Annotated in this window: 20 protein-coding genes and 1 other RNA gene; 17 read left to right on the top strand and 4 right to left on the bottom strand. The window is 60.8% G+C overall.

All coding sequences use genetic code 11. The annotated features are described in order from the left end of the window. Window positions 1-13: 13 nt before the first annotated feature. The 5 genes from J3L12_RS04380 to secD all read left to right on the top strand — a co-directional run bounded on the left by J3L12_RS04380 (window position 14) and on the right by secD (window position 5,825). Entirely contained in the window at window positions 14-304 is a 291-nt protein-coding gene (locus J3L12_RS04380) for a YlxR family protein (RefSeq protein ID WP_208013826.1), read from the top strand. 27 nt (window positions 305-331) lie between these two features. Beyond that, the gene (infB, locus tag J3L12_RS04375) at window positions 332-2,047 is read left to right on the top strand and encodes a translation initiation factor IF-2 (RefSeq protein ID WP_208013825.1); all 1,716 of its coding nucleotides are present in this window, start codon (window positions 332-334) and stop codon (window positions 2,045-2,047) included. Window positions 2,048-2,284: 237 nt separating this feature from the next. Beyond that, window positions 2,285-3,022: a hypothetical protein gene (locus J3L12_RS04370; RefSeq protein ID WP_208013824.1), complete on the top strand. Its 738-nt coding sequence runs from the start codon at window positions 2,285-2,287 to the stop codon at window positions 3,020-3,022. A gap of 30 nt (window positions 3,023-3,052) precedes the next feature. Continuing rightward, window positions 3,053-3,373 (top strand): hypothetical protein, encoded by a 321-nt coding sequence (locus J3L12_RS04365; RefSeq protein WP_208013823.1) that lies wholly within the window; start codon window positions 3,053-3,055, stop codon window positions 3,371-3,373. Window positions 3,374-3,545: 172 nt separating this feature from the next. Continuing rightward, complete coding sequence (secD, locus tag J3L12_RS04360; protein ID WP_208013822.1) at window positions 3,546-5,825, top strand: protein translocase subunit SecD; 2,280 nt, start codon at window positions 3,546-3,548, stop codon at window positions 5,823-5,825. A gap of 345 nt (window positions 5,826-6,170) precedes the next feature. Here secD and guaA read toward each other — a convergent pair whose 3' ends face one another. Together guaA and J3L12_RS04350 are read right to left on the bottom strand one after the other, a co-directional pair. Continuing rightward, window positions 6,171-7,697 (bottom strand): glutamine-hydrolyzing GMP synthase, encoded by a 1,527-nt coding sequence (guaA, locus tag J3L12_RS04355; RefSeq protein ID WP_208013821.1) that lies wholly within the window; start codon window positions 7,695-7,697, stop codon window positions 6,171-6,173. Window positions 7,698-7,790: 93 nt separating this feature from the next. After that, the gene (locus J3L12_RS04350; RefSeq protein WP_208013820.1) at window positions 7,791-8,903 is read right to left on the bottom strand and encodes a hypothetical protein; all 1,113 of its coding nucleotides are present in this window, start codon (window positions 8,901-8,903) and stop codon (window positions 7,791-7,793) included. 402 nt (window positions 8,904-9,305) lie between these two features. Between J3L12_RS04350 and J3L12_RS04345 the strand changes: the two genes are divergently transcribed. From J3L12_RS04345 to J3L12_RS04335, 3 genes are all read left to right on the top strand, one after another. Next, window positions 9,306-9,674, top strand: coding sequence for a hypothetical protein (locus J3L12_RS04345; protein WP_208013819.1), 369 nt, complete (start codon window positions 9,306-9,308; stop codon window positions 9,672-9,674). A gap of 71 nt (window positions 9,675-9,745) precedes the next feature. Continuing rightward, window positions 9,746-10,363 (top strand): uracil-DNA glycosylase, encoded by a 618-nt coding sequence (locus J3L12_RS04340; protein ID WP_208013818.1) that lies wholly within the window; start codon window positions 9,746-9,748, stop codon window positions 10,361-10,363. A 36-nt stretch (window positions 10,364-10,399) separates the two neighbouring features. Next, complete coding sequence (locus J3L12_RS04335; RefSeq protein ID WP_208013817.1) at window positions 10,400-11,299, top strand: EamA family transporter; 900 nt, start codon at window positions 10,400-10,402, stop codon at window positions 11,297-11,299. A gap of 280 nt (window positions 11,300-11,579) precedes the next feature. Here the strand turns inward: J3L12_RS04335 and purH are convergent, their stop codons facing one another. Continuing rightward, window positions 11,580-13,088 (bottom strand): bifunctional phosphoribosylaminoimidazolecarboxamide formyltransferase/IMP cyclohydrolase, encoded by a 1,509-nt coding sequence (purH, locus tag J3L12_RS04330; protein WP_208013816.1) that lies wholly within the window; start codon window positions 13,086-13,088, stop codon window positions 11,580-11,582. 209 nt (window positions 13,089-13,297) lie between these two features. Here purH and J3L12_RS04325 point away from each other — a divergent pair, with 209 nt between their 5' ends. From J3L12_RS04325 to J3L12_RS04305, 5 genes are all read left to right on the top strand, one after another. Beyond that, entirely contained in the window at window positions 13,298-13,699 is a 402-nt protein-coding gene (locus J3L12_RS04325; protein WP_208013815.1) for a GatB/YqeY domain-containing protein, read from the top strand. A 182-nt stretch (window positions 13,700-13,881) separates the two neighbouring features. Further along, window positions 13,882-14,103, top strand: coding sequence for a hypothetical protein (locus tag J3L12_RS04320; protein WP_208013814.1), 222 nt, complete (start codon window positions 13,882-13,884; stop codon window positions 14,101-14,103). After that, window positions 14,096-14,659, top strand: a complete 564-nt coding sequence (locus J3L12_RS04315; protein ID WP_208013813.1) for an NUDIX hydrolase — start codon at window positions 14,096-14,098, stop codon at window positions 14,657-14,659. Before J3L12_RS04320 ends, J3L12_RS04315 begins: the two co-directional genes overlap by 8 nt. A 10-nt stretch (window positions 14,660-14,669) precedes the next feature. Continuing rightward, window positions 14,670-15,015, top strand: an RNA gene (gene rnpB / locus J3L12_RS04310) — RNase P RNA component class A. 315 nt (window positions 15,016-15,330) lie between these two features. Beyond that, window positions 15,331-15,933, top strand: a complete 603-nt coding sequence (locus J3L12_RS04305) for an HNH endonuclease signature motif containing protein (RefSeq protein ID WP_208013812.1) — start codon at window positions 15,331-15,333, stop codon at window positions 15,931-15,933. Here the strand turns inward: J3L12_RS04305 and J3L12_RS17060 are convergent. Beyond that, window positions 15,914-16,762, bottom strand: a complete 849-nt coding sequence (locus J3L12_RS17060) for a DMT family transporter (RefSeq protein WP_208013811.1) — start codon at window positions 16,760-16,762, stop codon at window positions 15,914-15,916. The two genes, J3L12_RS04305 and J3L12_RS17060, sit on opposite strands and share 20 nt — an antisense overlap. 347 nt (window positions 16,763-17,109) lie before the next feature. Between J3L12_RS17060 and mraZ the strand changes: the two genes are divergently transcribed. The 4 genes from mraZ to J3L12_RS04280 are packed head-to-tail and all read left to right on the top strand — an operon-like array spanning window position 17,110 to window position 20,140. Then, window positions 17,110-17,544, top strand: coding sequence for a division/cell wall cluster transcriptional repressor MraZ (gene mraZ / locus J3L12_RS04295; RefSeq protein WP_208013810.1), 435 nt, complete (start codon window positions 17,110-17,112; stop codon window positions 17,542-17,544). A 3-nt stretch (window positions 17,545-17,547) separates the two neighbouring features. After that, a complete protein-coding gene (gene rsmH, locus J3L12_RS04290; RefSeq protein ID WP_208013809.1) occupies window positions 17,548-18,459 on the top strand; it encodes a 16S rRNA (cytosine(1402)-N(4))-methyltransferase RsmH in 912 nt (303 codons plus the stop codon). Beyond that, on the top strand, window positions 18,456-18,728 hold the full coding sequence (locus J3L12_RS04285) for a hypothetical protein (protein WP_208013808.1): 273 nt from the start codon (window positions 18,456-18,458) through the stop codon (window positions 18,726-18,728). The genes rsmH and J3L12_RS04285 overlap by 4 nt, the downstream gene beginning before the upstream one ends. Beyond that, window positions 18,725-20,140, top strand: a complete 1,416-nt coding sequence (locus J3L12_RS04280; protein ID WP_208013807.1) for a penicillin-binding protein 2 — start codon at window positions 18,725-18,727, stop codon at window positions 20,138-20,140. Before J3L12_RS04285 ends, J3L12_RS04280 begins: the two co-directional genes overlap by 4 nt. Window positions 20,141-20,148 lie beyond the last annotated feature (8 nt).

Genomic DNA, 20,148 nt, shown 5'->3' with positions numbered 1-20,148 from the left:
GAGGAGGGCCGGGGTGTCAAAGGCCAGGCACATCCCCATACGCCAGTGCATCGCCTGCCGAGAGCGCAGGCCCAAGCGTGAGTTGTTGCGGATTGTGCTAACCGAGGCAGGCCCCATCCTCGACCCCACCGGGCGCAAACCAGGGCGCGGTGCGTATGTATGCCCCGACAAACCGGAGTGCTGGGCCGAAAAAAAGCTGCGTCGCTTTGCCGGGGCCAGGGCCCGGGAACTTTCGCAGGCCTTACAAATTGTTCTTGGAAGGGTGGATAGTCAGGCATCACAGGTCGGCAAACCTTCGACCTGAGGCCTGCGACGTACACAGGAGGTCAGCATGGCCAAAATCAGAATCTATCAGCTCGCTAAAGAGCTAAGCATGACCAACGACGAGTTGCTGAAAATCCTCGACGAGATGGGGGTGGCCTACAAATCTCATGCCAGCACCCTCGAGGAAGACACCGCGAGCGCCGTCAAGGAACTGATTGGTGAACAGAGAGTGGCCGAAGCAGCCCGAAAGGCTGAGGAAGCCCGCAAAGCCATTCCCCACCGCCCACCGGTGGTGGTGATTATGGGGCATGTAGATCACGGCAAGACCAGCTTGCTGGACTACCTGCGTAAAAGCCGCATAGCCGAGAAAGAAGCGGGCGGCATCACCCAGCATGTGGGAGCTTTTGAGGTTAAGACGAAGGGGGGTACGGTGGTGTTCATCGACACCCCCGGCCACGAGGCCTTCACCACCATTCGGCAGCGGGGGGCCAGGGTAGCCGATATTGCGGTTATTGTAGTGGCTGCGACCGAGGGGGTCATGCCCCAGACCAAGGAGGCTATTGCCCACGCAAAGGCTTCTGGGGCGAAAATTATCTTTGCCGCCAATAAAATGGATCTGCCGGGTGCAGACATCAATAAGGTCTACCAGGACTTGATGCAACTCGGGATGGTGCCGGTGGCTTACGGGGGCGATGTGGAAGTGCTACCCATATCGGCCAAGACCGGCCAGGGCATCGAGGATTTGCTCGAGACCATCTTGCTCATAGCCGAACTCGAGGATCTGCGGGCCGACCCCAAAGCCGAGGCCCAGGGGGTGATCCTGGAAGCGCGGGTGGACAAGCAAGCCGGGGTGCTGGTGAGCCTCCTGGTACAGCAAGGCACCCTCAAGATTGGCGATTATGTGGTGGCCGGTGAACACTGGGGCAAGATCCGGGCCATGTCCGACGCCGAGGGTGCCCGGCGCAGCGAGGCCGGGCCCGGCAGCGCAGTGCAGGTGCTGGGCTTTTCGGATTTGCCGGTAGCCGGTGACGCCTTCACCTGGGTGCCCGACCAGGTAGCCGCCAAGGAAATTACGGAGGAGCGCATTGAAGAGCGCAAGGCCCGCCAGGTAGCACCAGAGCAGGGCCGGGCCCGCAACCTGGCCGACCTGATGCGCTCCATGCACGAAGCCGAGCAGAAAGAAATCAACCTGATCCTGCGTACCGACACCCAGGGTTCCCTCGAGGCCATCCAGAACATCCTGGCCCGGGAGTCCAGCGAAGAAGTCAAGATTCACGTCTTGCTGGCCGGGGTCGGGGCTCCTAGCGAATCGGATGTGCTGCTGGCCTCTACCGCCAACGGTGCTATCCTCTCCTTCAACGTCAACCCCGGCGGCTCGGTTCGGAAAATGGCCGAGCAAAAAGGGGTACCGCTGCAATCCTTCCGCATCATTTACGAGCTGATTGACGAGATTCGCAAGATGATCAAAGGGCAGCGCGAACCGGTGTTCAAGGAAGAAATCCTCGGTACCGCCGAGGTGCGGGCCATCTTCAAGCTCTCGCGGGGCACCATTGCGGGCTGCATGGTCACCTCGGGCAAAATTACCCGCAACGCCGATATGCGGGTCTTGCGCAAAGGTAAGGAAATCTGGAAGGGCAAGATTGAGGGTCTCAAACGGCTCAAGGACGATGTGCGCGAGGTGGCCCAGGGCTTCGAGTGCGGCATTATGCTGGATGGCTTTACCGATTTCCAGGAGGGCGATATCCTCGAGGCTAGCCAGCAGGTCGAAGTGGCAACGGACTAAGTTGCGCCTGTATAAGGTTTAGAGATGAATCCAGGCCACGCTAGAAAATCATGGTTCGGGCGCAATACCCGAATGATTTTCGATCATGCCACTATCCAAAAACATGGGCGGGAGGTACTTAGCGCGGTTCGCGGACTGTTCGGTTGTAAGAGGGTGTAACCCAAAGGGTATTCTCCATTTCCCGGCTTGTTATCTGCAACCCATACCCTGGGGCCCCTTTCAACAGCGGCGGTATCTATGGGAAACGTCGCACGGTGGATTTTCAACCTGCTGTTCACCCTGATTCCGGTGATCCTGCTGGTGGTGTTCTTCGTGAGCCTGTCTGCGTTTTTCCGCGACCTTAAGGAGTACCGCACCCGGCAGGCCCAGGAAGCCGAGGCCCGTCTGGAAGTGGTTCGGTTGCGGGCAGTTGGGAACGTAAACCCCCAGACGCTCGAAGAAACCCGCCGCCTGTTATCCCGGCGCCTGCAAAACGTCGGGGTGCGGGGCTTTCGGCTCGAGGTTCAAAACAGCACCGTGATTGTGCGCCTGCCGCCGCTCGAGGCTGCGGTACGCAACAGGGTCAAGGCTTTGCTCACCCAGCGGGGCAATCTGGCCCTTCAACTGGTCAAAGCAAGCGCCAGCAATCGCTCCGTTGCTCAAATCCGGCCCACCGACCTGGAAGCACCGGCCCTTACCAACCGTGACCTGTACAGGGTACAAGCCGGCCAGGGAGAGTCGGGCCGCCCCGCCCTGATCCTGCGCCTGAATCGGGAGGGTGCCGCCAGGTTTGCCCGCCTTACCTCAGCCAACGTAGGCCGCCGGCTGGCCATCGTGGTGGATGGGCGTATCCTGATCGCCCCCACCATTCGCAGCCCCATTACTGGCGGTGTGGTCTCCATCTCGGGCTTTAATTCCCCCCAAGAGATCGAGCGCCTGAACGACCTGTTGCAAACGCCCCCACTGCCGGTACGGCTTGAACTGGTCAAACCCTGAGCGGCGTTATAGAGTAACCTGGTCATATTTATGAAGCACTGGCAACGCTGGACAGCCCTCGCAACCCTGGCCATACTGGCCCTGGGGCCGGGGCTCTTCTGGTCACCCTGCAGGGTCAAGGCCGGAAGCGGGCTGAGTCAGGGCTGGACTGCCGTTCCCCTACCCCAGCAGCTGCTCGAGGCCAAAACCAAGCTCAACCCTTTGAGCGCTGGCCTGATGGCCGTAGCCTTTGAACTAACCACCCGCCGCCGCCTCGCCCCAGTTTTTTTACAAGCCCCTCCGTACTCAAACCCGACCTCTCATCAGCGGCTTTACCTGGTGTATGCCCGTCTGCAAACCGATGGTGGCTAACGCCGGAGCCCTCCGTCGGTATATTGTGTCAAGCCCACAGCTAAAAGCTGAAGGGCGAAAGCTCGGAGCCGATGGATTACAACTCAACATCTACAAGTCATCGCCCAGACCATGAACTCTTGACCCTCGAGGTCACTCGGCTCGACCCCCAACCCTTTGATTAGGAACCAATATGACTAATCGCTTGTGGAAATCTGTTTTTCTAATTGGGCTGCTCATAGCAGCCATGGTGGGGCTTTTCCGCCCCTGGGAAGCCCGCAACCCGCAAAACCCTTTGCTACCCCGCGACGGCCTGATTCGCCTGGGCCTCGACCTGCAAGGGGGCCTGCGCATCACCCTGAAGGCAGTGAACCCCAACCCCGACCCGTCGGTTGCCAAAACCGAACTGGACGTGGCCCGTACCGTAATCGAAAACCGGGTCAACGCGATTGGGGTGGCAGAGCCCCTGGTGCAGGTGCAGGGCAACGACCGAATCATCGTGGAGCTGCCGGGCCTGAAGCAGGATCAGCAGCAACGCGCCCTCAGCCTGATTGGTCAGACCGCCAGGCTCGAGTTTCGCATCGTCAACCAGGGGGCGACTGGCACCACGGTTGCTCAGATTAATGAAGAGCTGCGCAATTCCGGCCTGACGGGCGCTGCGCTGGCCGCTCGCCGCGCCGAACTCGAGAAAAACCTGTACAAGCTCCAAGACCTGGGGCCAGCTTTGCTCACCGGAACCGACCTCCGCACCGCCAACGCCTCCTTCGATCAGTTTGGTCGTCCGCAGGTAGACATGGAGTTTACCCCCGAAGGGGCCAAAAAATTCGAGGAGGCCACCCGGGCCAATGTAGGCCGGCAGCTAGCAGTGGTGCTGGACGACAAGGTTTTTACCGCCCCCAACATCCGCCAGGCCATTGCGGGTGGGCGAGCCGTTATCGAAGGGCTTTCGGGCGTCCAGGAAGCCTCCGACATCGCCCTGGTGCTACGCTCCGGCTCACTGCCGGTGAAACTGGAAGTGGCCGAGACCCGCGCCATTGGCCCCACCCTGGGTCAGGACGCCATCAATGCCGGTATTCAAGCCGGCATCATCGGCACGGTCTTGCTGTTTGTCCTGATCTTCGCCTACTACGGTTTCTGGATGGGGTTGGTTGCCGCACTGGGCCTGATTTATACCTCCATCCTGCTGCTGGCCTCCATTTCCATGCTGGGGGCTACCCTCACCCTGCCGGGCATTGCCGGTCTGATTCTGACCCTGGGCGCCGCGGTGGACGGGAACGTGCTTTCCTTCGAGCGCATCAAGGAAGAGCTCAAGATGGGTAAGAAGTTCCGCCAGGCCATTCCGGGTGGCTTCTCCCATTCCATCATCACCATTCTGGACGTAAACATGTGCCACCTGCTGGCCGCAGCCGCGCTCTACCAGTACAGCACCGGGCCGGTGCGGGGCTTTGCGGTGATGCTGGCGCTGGGGGTGGTGACCTCGGTCTTCTCCAACCTGGTCTTTAGCCGCTGGCTCCTGGAGACCATCGGTGACCGCCGCGAGGTCAAACCCCCCTATTGGCTGTGGGGCACCAAAATCAACTTCCTGGGCATTTCTCGCTACGTGACCGCCGCTTCGCTGGGGCTGGCGGTTATTGCAGCAGGCATTGTGCTAACCAAGGGCTTCAACTTCGGCATTGACTTTACCGGCGGCACCGCCTTTACCATCCGGGTACCCGACAGCACCCGGGCCGATCAGATACGCAGCTTCCTGGACAATGCCGGGATTGCCGAAATACGCGGGGCCGAGTCGGTCATCACCTCGCTTTCCAGCGTCAGCGGCAACGAGTTTTCGGTGCGGGTGCGACAGCTGAGCGAAGAGCAGCGCATCGAACTCGAGAAAAAGTTCCAGGAAGGCTTACAAGCAACCATCCTCCAGTCCGAAACGGTAGGCCCGGCCATCGGGGCCGAGTTGCGCCAGAACACCATTCTGGCCGTACTGGTGGGCTTGGCGCTCATTTTGATTTATGTGGCGTTCCGCTTCGACTGGGTGTTCGGGGTAGCCAGCGTAATTGCGGTGGGGCACGACGTAGCGATTGTGGCCGGGATGTACAGTTTGCTGGGGCTCGAGTTCTCCATCCCGACGGTGGCCGTCCTGCTCACCATTGTGGGCTTCTCAATCAACGACTCAGTTATCATCTCTGACCGCATCCGCGAAAACCTCAAACTGATGCGCGGACACAGCTACTACGAGATCGTCAACGCCTCCATCAACCAGACCCTCTCGCGCACCCTCATGACCTCGCTTTCAACCATGCTTCCTGTCCTGGCCCTGCTGTTCCTGGGTGGTCCAGTTTTGCGCGACTTTTCCCTGGCCATATTCGTGGGCTTTATCGTGGGAACCTACTCCTCCATCTATGTGGTCTCGGCCCTGGTGGTCTGGTACAAGACCCGCGAGCAGCAACGCAAAACCGCCACCAAAGCCCGCTCGGCCTGACGCACTCTATCGCGTTTTGACCTTCCCTGCATCGGGGAAGGTTTACTGTCTTGATTCGGATCCGCATCTCCCCCATTCGATGCCCGTGCTGGAGCGAGGAATCCTACATGGCCAAACCACCGTACTGGTGCAAGCGCGTCCAGGGCGTTCTTCAAATATTCTGAGTCATCCGACCTCAAAAAAGCCCTGTCCTGGACAGAACAATGGCCGCCGGGAAACTCGAAACCCAACTCGCCAATGCACCCAGAACGTGGAAACCGGTGAGGGCTTTGCCCACCTCATTTGCCAGTGGAGGTGTGTCCCGATGGGGGTCGTCCCGGCCATACTCGGCTCGTGGAAAATGCTCTACTCCCACTCGATGGTGGCCGGGGGCTTACTGGTAATGTCGTAAACCACCCGCCCGATCTCCGGCACCTGGCGGGTAATTTTGCGGGCCACTTCGTCCAGAAAATCCAGCGGCAAACGGGCCCAGTCGGCGGTCATAAAGTCCACCGTGGACACCGCCCGCAAACCCAGCACGTAGCCGTAGCTGCGTTCATCCCCAATCACCCCTACGCTCTGCATGGGCGTCAGGATGGCCGCGGCCTGCGAAACCTGGTCGTAGAGGTTCCAGTCGCGCAAACCCGAGATAAAAATATCGTCGGCGCGGCGCAAAATGTCCAGCTTCTGGGGGGTGACTTCCCCCAGAATGCGAATGGAGAGACCCGGCCCCGGAAAGGGATGGCGCATGCGAATAGGTTCGGGCAGGCCCAGCAGCAAGGCCAGTTCGCGCACTTCGTCTTTGAACAGGTAGCGGAAGGGCTCGAGCAGCTCAAATTTCAAGTCCTCGGGCAACCCCCCCACGTTGTGGTGGCTCTTGATGTTGGCGCTGCCCTCGCCACTGCCCGCCGACTCGATCACATCGGGGTAAAGCGTCCCCTGGGCCAGCCACCGATAGCCTTGAGCGGACAACTGCCGGGCCTCACGCTCAAAGACCCGGATAAACTCCCGTCCTACAATTTTGCGCTTCTGTTCGGGGTCGGACACCCCCTGCAAGGCCGACAAGAACTGCTCCGAGGCATCCACCACCCGCAAGGCCTTCCCTAAAGGACGCAGGGCCTGCTCGACCTCGAGGCGTTCGCCCAGGCGCAGCAAGCCATGATCCACAAACACCGCCGTGAGCTGGTCGCCAATGGCCCGCGAAAGCAGCAGGGCCAGGGTGGAGGAATCCACCCCCCCCGACACGGCCAGCATCACCTTGTCGTTGCCTACTTTGGCGCGAATCTCGGCGATCAGGTTGTCCAGGGTATGCTCTGCCGTCCAGTCGCGCTCTACTCCGGCCAGCTCGAGGAAATTCTCCAGTACCTGCATTCCCTTGGGGCTGTGCACCACCTCGGGGTGGAACTGTACGCCAAAGGTGCGCCCGTCCGGCGCCGCAATGCCTGCTACTGGGTTTTCGTCGGTTCTGGCAATCACACGCCAGCCTTCGGGCAACTCGGTTACGGCGTCGGAGTGCGACATCCACATCTGCAATTCGCCCTCCAGTCCTGCAAAAAGCGGGCCGTCGTGAAAGACCAGGTTGGCCTTGCCATACTCACGCCGTCCGGCTCGCTCGACCTTGCCGCCATAGTGTTGAGCCAGGTACTGCATGCCATAGCAGATGCCCAGGGTGGGCCAGCCCTGCTCGAGCACCCCCGGCGCAGGTTTGGGGCTGGCAGGGTCGAACACCGAGGCCGGCCCCCCCGAAAGAATCAGGGCCTGGGGATTTTCGGCCTGGATGCGCTCCAGGCTGGCAGTTCCCGGCAGTATGACCGAATAGGCTCGCAACTCGCGGATGCGGCGGGCAATCAGGCGGGTGTACTGGGAGCCATAGTCGAGGATAACCACACTCATGCCAGCAGCATAAGGCCAGGGTAAGTGAGCGTCGAGGGTCAGAGGTCAAAAGCCTGTTTGCCCACCTGACAGCAGGTATAACCTGGTTGACCTCTACCGCAGACTTATGGTTACTCCGCCGGGGTTGGGCACCTCGATCAGCGATTCCACCGGGGCCCGGCCCTGCACCCGCACACGAATGCGGTAGACACCGGGTTTGTCGAAGTCTACCCGTCCGGGGAGCTGAGCAATTTCAGTGTTGAGCGGCATTTTGGAACCTTCGGGAATTTCCAGCAGCACAATACTGGCACTGGGGCCGGGGGGCTGCAGGCGAAACTCAACCGGATAAACTGTGGTTTGTCCCGATGGTGGCGTCCTCGAGCGCAACCATAAGCCAATCCCCCCGGCCAGTAACAAAAGCGGAACAATTAAGAGCCAGAGCAAAAATGTCCGGCGGCTGGCAGGCGGTGGCTCGAGCACCTCGAAGGAGGGCTCGAGGCGTTCCTCAATGCGAATCCGGCGGGGTGGGGTAGTGGTCGGTTGGGGCACCGTTGGTTCGCTCACCTGCACCTTCAAGCTTTTGCTGGTCGCTGGTTTGGAGGGCATGGGTTCAGGGGCGGGTTCGGGGGACGCCGACACCACTGGGGTGTCCACCGACACTGGTGGCAACTGATTGGCGGCAGCCTCGAGCTGCTCCATTAAGGCTGCATAGTCGAGCTGGCCCGTGACATAGTTTTCCAGGGCCTCTCTCCAGGGCAGGGCCGGGTAGGCATCCCCCGCCAGCACCCTGACCGTGTTCAGCAAACCCACAAAATCCCACTTCTGCTCAGGGTTGGCCACCCCCACCCCACCCAGCCATACCCGGCTGCCCCTGGCCCAGATCAGCTCAGGGATAATGTATCCAACAGGAATATCGTTCTCCTGGGCCTGTTTCAGCACCCCTAGCAGTTGCCTGACCCACTGCACCAGGCGGGCTAACTCGACCCGCCCCGCCAGCCAGGAGGTCTGCACCGCTCCCACGGGAATCTCGGCAATCCAGGCATCCTCTTCCCGGTCTATCCAGGAGAGGGTGTGGGGTATGGATAGTTTGGGTGGTTCTTCAGGCAAAGACTTGAAGGCCAACACCTCGATGCCGGTTCGTATATCCTGCCCTTCATACACCTCTGTCGCACTTCCCCCCGGCAGCGCAATACGCCCCCGTAACAAGTAGTGCCCCAGGCTTTCCATAACCCGTAGTATAGAGTACCGATCGTCTTTGATTGCTGTAAAACATCGGCCAGCGTTCAGGCTTTTGTAGTTTTACCCCTTTCCCTCTCCCCTGTAGGACAGGGTGGCGACACCTCCGTTCAGCCCGGCACTCCTTTTACCGGATCGGAAACTTCTGATGATGAACCGGCGTTGCCGGATGAGGGGGCTGCATCCAAAGCTTCCGAACCTGGCTAGCGACTCAGGTCAGGCGCCGCCCCCAAACACATCTCGCCAGAGCACTCAAGACCAGAGCACATCACTACAACTGATTCAGATTGCTTACAAACAATATTGCGTTGACACCCTATTTTTATGAATCCTATAATCGCATTGGTAAGATCAACCCTAATCCCCAGGGGTTCTGCGTTGAAAGGAGCAAGGATGGAGTACAAGGTGACACTCTCCACCGAGGAAATTGTGCGCGGCCTCAAACACTATCGCCGCATTGCCAAGCAGGATGTTCTTCGGGCGCCGGAGACACCGAACCCCGATATCTTCCGCCAGCATGCCGAAGCCCGGCGTGAAATTTATGCCAAACTGGCCGAGGTAGCTGAGGCCGAAGGCCCCGATGCAGTAGTCAGCCAGGCTCTGCAGTTGTATCAGGAACTACCCTTCGTAACCGGGACAGCGGAAGATGCCCACCCCGAGATCAAAGGACAGGAGAATGCCCTCGAGAACTTCTTCCTGATGATTGGCCTCGACCCCAAGGTTCGCCGGGAGGCCCGTAAAGCGCGCAAACCCGTACAGTAGAGTGAACAGAAAACGGGGGACAGGGTACAGGCTCGTCCTGTTGTGGTTGGTTTACGTCTAAAACACTGCTTATGAATCTGGAACTCCTAGCTGCCCAAGCCAGAGCCTGTGTGGCCTGTGGCCTGTCCAAAAGCCGAACCCACGTGGTTTTCGGCGAAGGCAACCCGGATGCCAAGCTGATGATTGTGGGCGAAGGCCCCGGCGAGGACGAAGATTTGCAGGGGCGGCCTTTTGTGGGGCGCAGCGGACAACTGCTGGACAAAATCCTCGAGGCCGCCGGAATTCCCCGCCAGAGCATCTATATTGCCAACATCGTCAAGTGTCGCCCACCGGGAAACCGCGTACCCGAGCCCCTCGAGGCCAAAACCTGTACCTCGCTCTGGCTCCTCAAGCAAATCCAGCTTATCAAGCCCCAGATCATCATTCCGCTGGGTGCTACGGCGCTCGAGTTCTTCGCCGGCGAGAAGCTCCCCATCACCAAGTTGCGGGGCAAGTTTTTCGAGTGGCAGGGCATCCAGATCTTCCCCATGTTTCATCCGGCCTATCTGCTGCGAAACCCCTCCCGCGAGCCCGGCAGCCCCAAACACCTGACCTGGCAAGACATCCAACTGGTCAAAAAAACCCTCGACCAGCTCGGCCCCAAGCAGGGCGTGGAGATCAAAACCATCCAGCAGGAATCCCTGTTCTAAAGAACCTGAGCTTGCAGCTTCCTTTCCAGACCCAACATGCCCCTCTCCCGCGCTGGCCTATTCCACCTGCTGGTGGTTTATCTGGTCTGGAGCAGCACCTATCTGGCCTTCAAGCTTGGCCTCATCAACGGCTTTGAACCGTTCTGGATGGGGGCCACCCGCTTTATTCCGGCCTCCTTGCTGCTGCTGGGGTTTGCGGTCTGGCAGCGCTTCCGGGTGCGGCTAACCTGGGCAGAGGTACGAATGCTGGCCCTCTCGGGGCTGATGCTGTGGCTGGGCGGCAATGGCCTGATTCTGATCGCCACCCAGTACGTGCCTTCCGGCTATGTAGCGCTGATGATTTCCACCGCGCCGATCTGGGCCGCCACGCTGGAGGGCTTGCTGGACCGCAAGCGGCCCCCTGGGCTCTTGATGCTGGGCCTTTTGATTGGTTTGCTGGGTATCCTGGCGTTGAATCTCCCCAAACTGGGTGAAGGCACCCCCACCAACCTGCTGGCCTTTGCCCTGCTGCTCATCTCCCCGCTTATGTGGGCCAGTGGCACCATTTACATCCAGCGCCAAAGCCCCCGGCTGGAACCCGTGGTCATTTCGGGGTTCCAACAGCTATTTGGTGGGGTGGGGTTCCTGCTCCTTTCGCTGTTGCTGGCCGAGCAATGGAACAGCGCTACGCTCCTGGGCTGGGCGGCCAATCTCTACCTGATTGTCTTTGGCTCCCTGATTGCCTATACCTCATACATTTTTGCAGTGCGGCTATTGCCCCTGAGCCTGGTCACCACCTATGCCTACGTAAACCCGGTGATTGCATTGCTGCTGGGCTGGGCCTTTTTGCGAGAACCCCTGGGGGTTTGGACCTGGGTGGGCGCGGCCCTGGTGCTTCTGGGGGTGGGCCTGGTTTTTCGCAGCCGCATGAGGCCTGTGGTACAAACCACGCCCTAGACCCGATACAGCATTATGTGCTTATCTTCACGATAAAATGCTCATGAAGATATTATCCAAGTAGCAGTTGCCATGTGTGGCCGAGCCTTGCAGTGCTTCCACAACGCGTTTTGCTGCTCACCCAGAGCCATTCTCAAAATCAATGTGGCAATCCGTAAGCGTCAAGGTGCTGCGTTGAACTTACAAGGATTGGCGCTAATGAAGCCGATATCCCGGCTTGCTCTTGATCCGGGTACTGCGCTTTTGGTCGTGCCGCCAGCAAACGAAGAGCGGTTTTGGTTCAGTGCTTGAAGTGCCTCGAGCCCGTAAAGACCATCGCCACGCCCAGCTCGTTACAGGCCGCAATCACCTCTGCGTCGCGTTTGGCTCCACCGGGCTGCACAATGGCCGTGACCCCAGCCGCCGCCGCTGCGCGCACCACGTCGTCGAAGGGGAAAAAAGCTTCAGAGGCCAGAACTGCACCTCTGGCCCGTTCGCCGGCATTCTGAATGGCCCGTTCGGCGGCCCAGATGCGGCTGACCGCGCCCGTACCCAGGCCCACCGTCACGCCGTCTTTGGCCAGCACCACATTGTTGGAGCGGGTGTGCTTGCCCACATACCAGGCAAACTTGAGGTCGAGCAGTTCCTGAGGGGTGGGGATTCGCTCGGTCACGTAGGTCAGGTGCAGCTCCTCCCAGCGGCGCAGATCCCGTTCCTGGGCCAGAAAGCCCCCCACCAAGGGGCGAAACTCCAGCAGGTCGGCGTCCTGGCGGGCGGCTACCAGCACCCGGAGGTCGGGTTTTTTGTCCCGGAACCAGTCCAGGGCCTCGGCGCTGACCTCGGGGGCGATGAGCACCTCGAGGAACGTCCCCCGGGTCGCCATCGCCGTCTCCAGATCCACCGGGCGGTTGAAGGCCACTACCCCCCCAAACACCGAGAGCGTATCGGCATCGCGGGCCCGCTCCCAGGCGGTTTTGGGGTTATCGGCCAGGGCGACCCCGCAGGGGTTGGCGTGCTTGACCGCTACACACGCCGGCAGTTCGAACTCCGAGACCAAAGCCCAGGCCGCATCGGCATCGGCGTAGTTGTTGAAGCCCATGGGCTTGCCGGAGCGCACCTGGGCGTGCAGTACCGGCCCGGTCTGGCCCTCGAGGGCATACAGCGCTGCCTGCTGGTGGGGGTTCTCCCCATATCGAAGCGCAACCCCCGGCAGGCGCTCGAGGGTGAGCAGTTTGGTTTGGGGGAACTGCTCGTAGGCCAAAAACTCGGCAATAGCTGCGTCGTAGGCGGCGGTGTGGGCAAAGGCTTTGTGGGCTAGGCGGCGGCGGAACTGGCTGCTAATCCCCGCCCACAAGGCTTCCAAAACTTCCCCATAATCGGCAGGGTCGCAGACCGGCAGCACCGCCTCGTGGTTTTTGGCGGCAGCCCGCAACATGGCCGGCCCTCCTATGTCTATATTCTCGAGGCACTCCTCAAAAGAAGCCCCCCGTGCCAGGGTTTCCCGAAAGGGGTATAGATTCACGCAAAGCAGGTCTATGCGGGTCAGGTTGTGGGCCTGCAACTCGGCCTCGTGCTGGGGGCTTTTGGTTGCCAACAATCCGGCGTGAATGCGGGGGTGGAGGGTCTTGACCCGCCCATCCAGAATTTCCGGAAAGCCCGTAATTTCGGAGACATAGGTTACCGACAGCCCCGCCGACTGCAAGGTTTTGTGGGTTCCGCCGGTAGAGACCAGCTCAAAACCCAAGTCCAGCAAACCCTGGGCAAACTCCACCAGACCCGTTTTGTTTGATACCGATAAGAGCGCTCGCATACCGGAAAATCATACCCTCCATAAACCCAGCTTCTAACCTGGGCTCTGGAGAGTCCTGCGCCAGAGGCTGAAAGCGTCCGAGTAGGTGACTTGTTCAAAGCTCGACGAATCTCGCCCCCTGCTCCCGCCCCCTACAACCCTAAACGCAGCGCCCATCCATTGGCACCTTTACAACGGTGTGAGAACCCAGGGCCGGCTAGACTATGGGCATGAGCACCGCTATTTACGACGGAATCAAAAAGGAGATTATCGAGGCTATGAAGCGCGGCGACACCGCCAGCCGCGACTTTGCCCGGGTGGTCAAGGCCGAAATCGACCGCAAAGGCGACGGCAGACCCCTGCCCGACGCCGACGCCGTGAAGATTCTAAAGGCCCTGCGGGTCACGGCGGAGGAAAACCAGAACGCGTTTGAGATGGCTTTTCTGGACAAATATCTGCCGAAGGAGATGAGCGAGGCCGAAATTGAAGCCTGGGTACGGGCCAATGTGGATTTTAGCTCGCTTAAGTCCCCCATGGCGGCCATTGGAATTGTGACCAAAGCGCTGGGGCCGGTAGCGCCGGGGGATCGTGTGAAGAAGGTTGTTGAAAGGATGGTGGGTGGGCAGAAATAAGTCGCTCAGGAAGCGCATTGAGGGAGAAGAGAGGGTGATTCGAGAACATCAGGAGAAAATTGCCCTCGAGCTCGCCCAAGCTTTCCCCAATCGGCATTTGATCAAAAAGTGGCAGAAGGACATTGAGCGACATGAGCGGATTCGCGCTAAACATAAGCAAGCTACCCGGAAAGGAATAAAGCATGAGTGCCCGCACCAGGCCCCTCAGCGAACATTTATTGGAGGAACTCGAGGAGGAGTGCCTCAAGTACCTCGAGTTGCGCCACCGCTTGCGCAACATGCCCGAATCAGAGGAGCGTGCAGACCTCGAGGGCTATATTTACGCTTGGCTAACCCAACTTGAAAGCACAGCCAGCCAAGCCAGGGAAGCACTGGACAGCGAGATTGAAACCAAAGATGACTAAGCCGGCCAACCCCTGGACGAGGCTGCACCTCGAGGCCCTCACCCAGCACCCCTACCCTATCGTGCGCGAACGGCTCCGCACCCACAACGGGCGCGAGGTAACGTACATGTACGTGCCGGGGCAGCACCAATGGGTCTCCATTTTGCCCATCACCCAGCAAGGTAGCGTGCTGCTGGTACATCAGTACCGCCACGTATGGGGCCAATACTTCTTCGAGCTTCCAGGGGGTGCTGCCGAGCCGGGCGAAACCCCCGAAGAAGGTGCCCGGCGCGAGTTGCGCGAAGAGTTGGGGGCCGAGGCCGGGGCGCTGGTTCCAATTCAGCCCTTCCGCCCCCTGGCGGGCATCGTGGCCGCTACCATCCATCCCTTTGTTGCCCTGCACAGCCAGGTGGTGCGGCCCGCCGAACCAGAGGACGGCGAGCTGATCGAGGTGGTGGAGTTTTCCCTGGACGAGGTGTACGAAATGCTCGCCAGGGGTCTGTTGAACGAGGCTACCCATGTCATCACCCTGCTGCGGGCCAGGCCCATCCTTACCGAAATGGGCTATCTGAGCTAAAATATGAGTGTGGGAAGGGGGCGCAGCCGCTGGTGCTTCACCAGAGGAAAGTCCGGGCAGCACAGGGCATGATGCCAGCTAACGGCTGGGCGGGGTAACCCGACGGAATAGTGCAACAGAAAGCAGACTGCCGGGGCAACCCGGTCAAGGTGAAACGGTGCGGTAAGAGCGCACCAGTGCCCCTGGAAACAGGGGCAGCTAGGCAAACCCCATCTGCTGCAAGTCCCGTAAGTCCGACAGGCAGAACTGACCCGGTTCGCTACGACCTGCGGCAGGGACGCTCGAGGTGAGCGGCGACGCTCATCCCAGAGAGATGGCTGCGGAAACAGAACCCGGCTTACGCCCCTTCCCTCACCAAAAGAATGGTTGCCACCCTTTGCGAGCCCAAAAAACTCAGGGTGGCATTTTTGCAAAGATTCCTCGCCCAACTTTGCGGTGGCATGCCATATCTGTTCCTCTTGCTTTCTCCCCCAGGAGAGATGGTGGCGACCCCTCGCCAGCGTTTTTACAAACAACGACTGCAACGCCATTGATTGCTCCTGGAGTGTTGCCAGATGAGTGGGCTTAGAGATGCCTCTCAAAAAAACTACCCAGGCACATGTTCATAGCCTCGAGTTGGCCCGGCAGGCCGCAACGCAGATGGCAGGGTTTGGAGCGGTACAATCCCAGCTATGAACCGCCGCCTTATCGGCAAGGAGCTTTTGCGCCCACACGAAGAGCGCGGCCCCAACGGGCGCAGGCTGTGCCGTTATGTGCACTGCAACAACGAGGTGCCTCCGGGTCGGCGGACCTGGTGCAGCGACACGTGCGTGCACCAGTACCGCCTACAGGCCCACTGGAGCTATGCCCGGCAGCATTTGCGAAAGCGCGAGAAAGGCGTTTGCCAGGTCTGTGGTACCGACACCCGCCCCCTCAAAAGCGCTCTGATGAAACTGTGGAAGGCGGCGGTGCAAATTGGACGCGAAAACCGGCTTCACCCGAATCTGTACCACCTCGAGGCGTACCGTTTGCTGGCTTTGCAGTACGCCCAACTGACCCAGCAGCTTACCGAGCGGGGCTTTCATGGCTTTTTGCCCGAGCTGCCCAGGAGCTGGCGGCCCCGCAAAGCCTGGAAGGCCCCCTCAGACCTGTGGGAGGCGGACCACATCCGTCCGGTGGTGGAGGGCGGCACCCATGCGCCCGGCAACCTGCGAACCCTGTGCCAGCCCTGCCACAAGCAAGCCACCCGGGCGCTGGCGGCCAAGCGCAAACAGCTTAGCGCCGTTGCAGGATAACAACCGAGAGCAACACCAGGCCCCCACCCAGCAGTTGGGCCAGGCTCAGGCGCTCCCCCAGGATCAGAACGCCCAGGGCAATGGTAAAAAGGGGCTCGAGCATCGAAACAATTGAGGCCTGGGTGGCACGAATCCGGCGCAGGCCCACAAAAATTAGAACCACCGGGAAGACCGTGGCAACGGTGCTGATCCCCAGGAGCAGACCCCAGTCCGGCAGGCTACCAGGCACTTGAAACCGACCATCCAACCAGGCCAGGGCGGTAAACGAGAGCGCTGCCCCCACAAACACATAGCCCGAAGTGCGCACCGGGTCGCTGACGCGGCTTACCCGTGCGCTCAGCAGCAGATAGGTGGCATACACGGCAGCGGAGGCCAGGGCCAACAACACCCCCAAAAGCCCCACCTGCCCGGAGAGATCGGTGGTCAGGGCGATGCCCACCAGGGCCAGGCCCATGGCCAGCAAAGCTGTCTGGGTGGGTCTTTCACGCTCGAGCAGCCAGGCCAGGAGCACCACAAACACCGGGTAAACATACAGCAGCAAAACCAGTACCCCCACCGGCAGCCGCTCGAGGGCTGCAAAGTAGAGGGTGGTCTGGGTCGCATACCCCACCGCCCCCAGCAGAAAGGGAGCCAGGGCCTCGGAGATTTGAAAGCGCCACCCCCCGCGCCAGAGCAGCCAGCCCCAGACCCATACGGCAGCCAGCAGCATCCGCCAGGAGAGCAGTTCCGAGGACGACCAGCCCAGACCAAAAGCAATCTTGCCAAAGATCCCCAGGGTGGCAAATCCCAGGGCCGAGAGCGCGACGAGAAGGATTCCGGCCCGATCCACCCCAGGAATCTATCAGTTGGAGGGCACGACTCCAAGCATTAAGGCCCTTAGCCTCATGCAATCTGAGCGAGTTAGAGACGATGCCCCCCTCAATCAAAATACAGGGGCTTTTCCACGTCCTGGGCAATATAAGTTAGCCAAAGTATATCCGACCAAAGCCCGTTTTCAGCTTGGTGGGGATTCTGCCCATTTGGCTTTCCCAAGGTGGGAAAAAGTGGGACTGAGGTGGGAGATGGTGGTAAAAAGTGGGGAATGCGTGGTACATTACTGTACAGAACAGCACCTCCGGTGGGAAACGCTCGTGGGGAGACGAGCCTGAAAACCGAATCTGCACAGGAGAAAACAAGATGCCCTTCGGTGAACACCAGTATAGCCTCGACGACAAGGGAAGGGTTGTGATCCCACAGCCCTTCCGCTCGTTTATCGAGGATGGGGTGGTGATTACCAGGGGCCTCGAGGGCTGCCTTTACATGTACCCCCTGCTGGCCTGGAGCAACATTGAACGCCAGTTGCAAAACGTACCCCTGATTGACCGGGCCGCCCAGGAGCTGGTGCGCTTCCTGTACTCCGGCGCCCACAAAACCCAGATGGATAGCGCCTCGAGGGTGACCATCCCCCCACCCCTGCGCAAGTTTGCGGGCCTCGAGGACACCAACGATGCGGTGGTGGTGGGCGCGCCCACCCGGTTGGAGCTGTGGAGCGAGAGCCGCTGGTGGGCCAGCATCACCAAGTTTGTGGAGAACCCCACCACCCCCGAGGCCCTGCGCGGCCTGATTGGATGAGCCATGTATGCGGCCCCTGCACGGTTTCCAAGCGCCCAGCCGCCCGTTCAGCAGAGGAGGGGTGTGAGCCATACTTCGGTGCTCTATCACGAAGCCCTGGACTGGCTGGCGGTTCAACCTGGAGGGGTGTATGTGGACGCTACCCTGGGCGGGGCGGGCCATACCCAGGGCATTCTGGAACGGGGCGGGCGGGTGATTGCCTTTGACCAGGATCCCGAGGCCATCGCCCGGGCCCAGGCGCTGGGCCTGGCGAATCTGACGCTGATTGAAGCCAACTTCCGCGAGCTGGTGCCCGAGCTAGAGAAGCGGGGCCTGAGGCAGGTAGACGGCATCCTGGCCGACCTGGGGGTGTCCAGCTTTCACTTCGACGATGCCCGGCGGGGCTTCAGCTACCAGCAGGAAGGCCCCCTGGACATGCGGATGGGCGCAGGTGCGCTTACCGCAGCCGAGGTGGTCAACACCTACCCCGAAGAAGACATCGCCGACATCCTCTACCGCTACGGCGAAGAGCCGCGCTCACGGCGCATCGCCCGCTTCATTGTGGAGAACCGCCCCATCACCACCACCACCCAGCTGGCCGAGGTAATCCGCCGGGCTACCGGGTACCGCGAGGCCGGGCACCCCGCCCGCAAGAGCTTCCAGGCCCTTCGCATCTACGTCAACGACGAGTTAGGTGCGCTGGAGGCGTTGCTTCGGGGCGCCGAAGAAGTGTTGAAGCCCGGGGGCAGGCTGGTCGTCATCAGCTTTCATTCGCTCGAGGATCGCCTGGTCAAGCACTTCCTGCGCGACTCCACCCTGCTAAAACCGCTCACCAAAAAGCCCATTATTCCTTCGGAAAGCGAACAGCGCGCCAACCCCAGAGCCCGCAGCGCCAAGATGCGGGTGGCCGAGCGCACAGATGGAGGCACAGCATGAAGACGGTATTGCGATGGGGCCTGGTGTATTTGCTGCTACTGGCAGGCTTGACCGCCCTAGGGCACTACAACCAGCAACTGAGCGCCAATTTGATGGCGCTCCAGGCCACCGAGGCCGACCTCCGGCAGAAAGAGACCCGGCTGCTCTTGCAGCGCTATCAGTTGGTTTCCCCCCTGGCGCTGCGGGAGTGGGCCGAGGCCAATGGTTATATCCCCATGAGCCTGGCCCGCTGGGCCAGCCCTGTGCCGCCAGAAAGGAGCGCCCCTTGAACCGCCTGGGTACGAGCGAACAGGCCAGCCTGAGCCGGGGCTGGGTGGTGCTGGCAGCCTTTGCCGCCTTTCTGCTAGGGCTGGGATATGGTTTTTATGTGCTGTGGCACAACGCCCCCAGCCTTCCCCTGCGGCCCGTCTCGGCCCGGGCGGACGCGCCTCCTTTGCGCGGCAGCCTGGAAGCCGCCGACGGCACCCCGCTGGCCTTCAGCACCCCGGAGGAAGCGCGCTTGTATCCCCTGGGTCTTTCGGCTACTCAGCTCATTGGCTTTGGTGAGCGCAGCACCGGTAAGGGGCTCTCGGGCCTCGAGCTCGACCTGGAAAAGCTGCTCGCCCAGGGCCAGAGCCTGCGCCTGACCCTGGATCCACTGGTGCAGTCCATCGCCGAGCAAGCCCTGTGGAAGGGCCTCGAGGCCGCCCAGGCCGACTGGGGTTCGGTGGTGGTGATGGAAAGCAAAACCGGGCGGCTCCTGGCGGTGGCCAATGGCCCGGCCTTCGACCCCACCGCCCCCCGGCGCAGCACCCAGCAAGATGTCTCCTGGCGCAACCACGCCTTCGCATACGCGCTGGAACCCGGTTCGACCATCAAACCCCTTACGGCTGCTGTGCTGATGGAGGAAAACGTGGCCCGGCTGGACACCCGGGTCTATGCTCCCATGAGCCGACGCATCGCAGGCTGGATCATTAATGATGTGGTCAAACACCCCGAGACCCTGACCCTGAGCGAGGTGCTCAAATTCTCCTCCAATGTGGGCATCACCACCCTGGCCGAGCGAATTCCGCGTGAGACGCTGTTCAACTTCTTCAAGAAGATGCACTTCATGGATGCGGCGCTCCTACCGCCCCTCTCTTACCAGCCCCGGATTGCCGTGCAGGTTGCGGCCCCCCAGGTGCGCCCGGTGAACCGCTGGGGCCCTGCCGAGTACGCCAACGCCACCTTCGGCCAGGGTTTCCTGATTACCCCCCTGCACCTGGCGGCAGCCTACAACATCCTGGCGAACGATGGAATCTATCGCCAGCCCATTCTGTTCGAGGGCAACACCTCCCAAAGCAGTGTGGTATTCCGGCCCCAGGTAGCCCGTGAAATCCGCAAAGCTCTGACCGAGGGCATCGCCGAAAATGCCAGGCTGCCTGGCTATGTCCTGGGGGGCAAAACCGGCACGGCCCAAGTGGTGGTGAATGGCCGCTATAGCAGCAGCGTCTATGCGGCGCTCTTTGCCGGTTTCATTCCGGCCAACACCCCCCGCGTGACGGTGGTGGTGAACCTTTTCCACCCCAAGGGGGGGCGAATCCACGGCTCGCAGGTGGCAGCCCCCATCTACCGGGATATTGCAGCCCGGCTCTTTGCGCTCTGGGGCGTCCCGCCCCAATTGGACAACTCATCTGGCAAGGGTAAACTGGTCAACCGATGAGTGTGTTG

This window comes from Meiothermus sp. CFH 77666, assembly GCF_017497985.1.
Classification (GTDB): Bacteria; Deinococcota; Deinococci; order Deinococcales; family Thermaceae; genus Meiothermus.
Note: the sequence above shows the minus strand (reverse complement) of the source record. Positions and strands in the feature narration are given on the sequence as shown.

Coding starts and splice junctions, on each gene's coding strand:
- J3L12_RS04340 (WP_208013818.1), top strand. CDS start 9,746: ATGAATCTGGAACTCCTAGCTGCCCAAGCCAGAGCCTGTGTGGCCTGT.
- J3L12_RS04325 (WP_208013815.1), top strand. CDS start 13,298: ATGAGCACCGCTATTTACGACGGAATCAAAAAGGAGATTATCGAGGCT.
- guaA (WP_208013821.1), bottom strand. CDS start 7,697: ATGAGTGTGGTTATCCTCGACTATGGCTCCCAGTACACCCGCCTGATT.
- J3L12_RS04350 (WP_208013820.1), bottom strand. CDS start 8,903: ATGGAAAGCCTGGGGCACTACTTGTTACGGGGGCGTATTGCGCTGCCG.
- rsmH (WP_208013809.1), top strand. CDS start 17,548: ATGTATGCGGCCCCTGCACGGTTTCCAAGCGCCCAGCCGCCCGTTCAG.
- J3L12_RS04365 (WP_208013823.1), top strand. CDS start 3,053: ATGAAGCACTGGCAACGCTGGACAGCCCTCGCAACCCTGGCCATACTG.
- J3L12_RS04305 (WP_208013812.1), top strand. CDS start 15,331: ATGAACCGCCGCCTTATCGGCAAGGAGCTTTTGCGCCCACACGAAGAG.
- purH (WP_208013816.1), bottom strand. CDS start 13,088: ATGCGAGCGCTCTTATCGGTATCAAACAAAACGGGTCTGGTGGAGTTT.
- J3L12_RS04285 (WP_208013808.1), top strand. CDS start 18,456: ATGAAGACGGTATTGCGATGGGGCCTGGTGTATTTGCTGCTACTGGCA.
- J3L12_RS04315 (WP_208013813.1), top strand. CDS start 14,096: ATGACTAAGCCGGCCAACCCCTGGACGAGGCTGCACCTCGAGGCCCTC.
- infB (WP_208013825.1), top strand. CDS start 332: ATGGCCAAAATCAGAATCTATCAGCTCGCTAAAGAGCTAAGCATGACC.
- J3L12_RS04335 (WP_208013817.1), top strand. CDS start 10,400: ATGCCCCTCTCCCGCGCTGGCCTATTCCACCTGCTGGTGGTTTATCTG.
- J3L12_RS04370 (WP_208013824.1), top strand. CDS start 2,285: ATGGGAAACGTCGCACGGTGGATTTTCAACCTGCTGTTCACCCTGATT.
- secD (WP_208013822.1), top strand. CDS start 3,546: ATGACTAATCGCTTGTGGAAATCTGTTTTTCTAATTGGGCTGCTCATA.
- J3L12_RS04345 (WP_208013819.1), top strand. CDS start 9,306: ATGGAGTACAAGGTGACACTCTCCACCGAGGAAATTGTGCGCGGCCTC.
- J3L12_RS04320 (WP_208013814.1), top strand. CDS start 13,882: ATGAGTGCCCGCACCAGGCCCCTCAGCGAACATTTATTGGAGGAACTC.
- mraZ (WP_208013810.1), top strand. CDS start 17,110: ATGCCCTTCGGTGAACACCAGTATAGCCTCGACGACAAGGGAAGGGTT.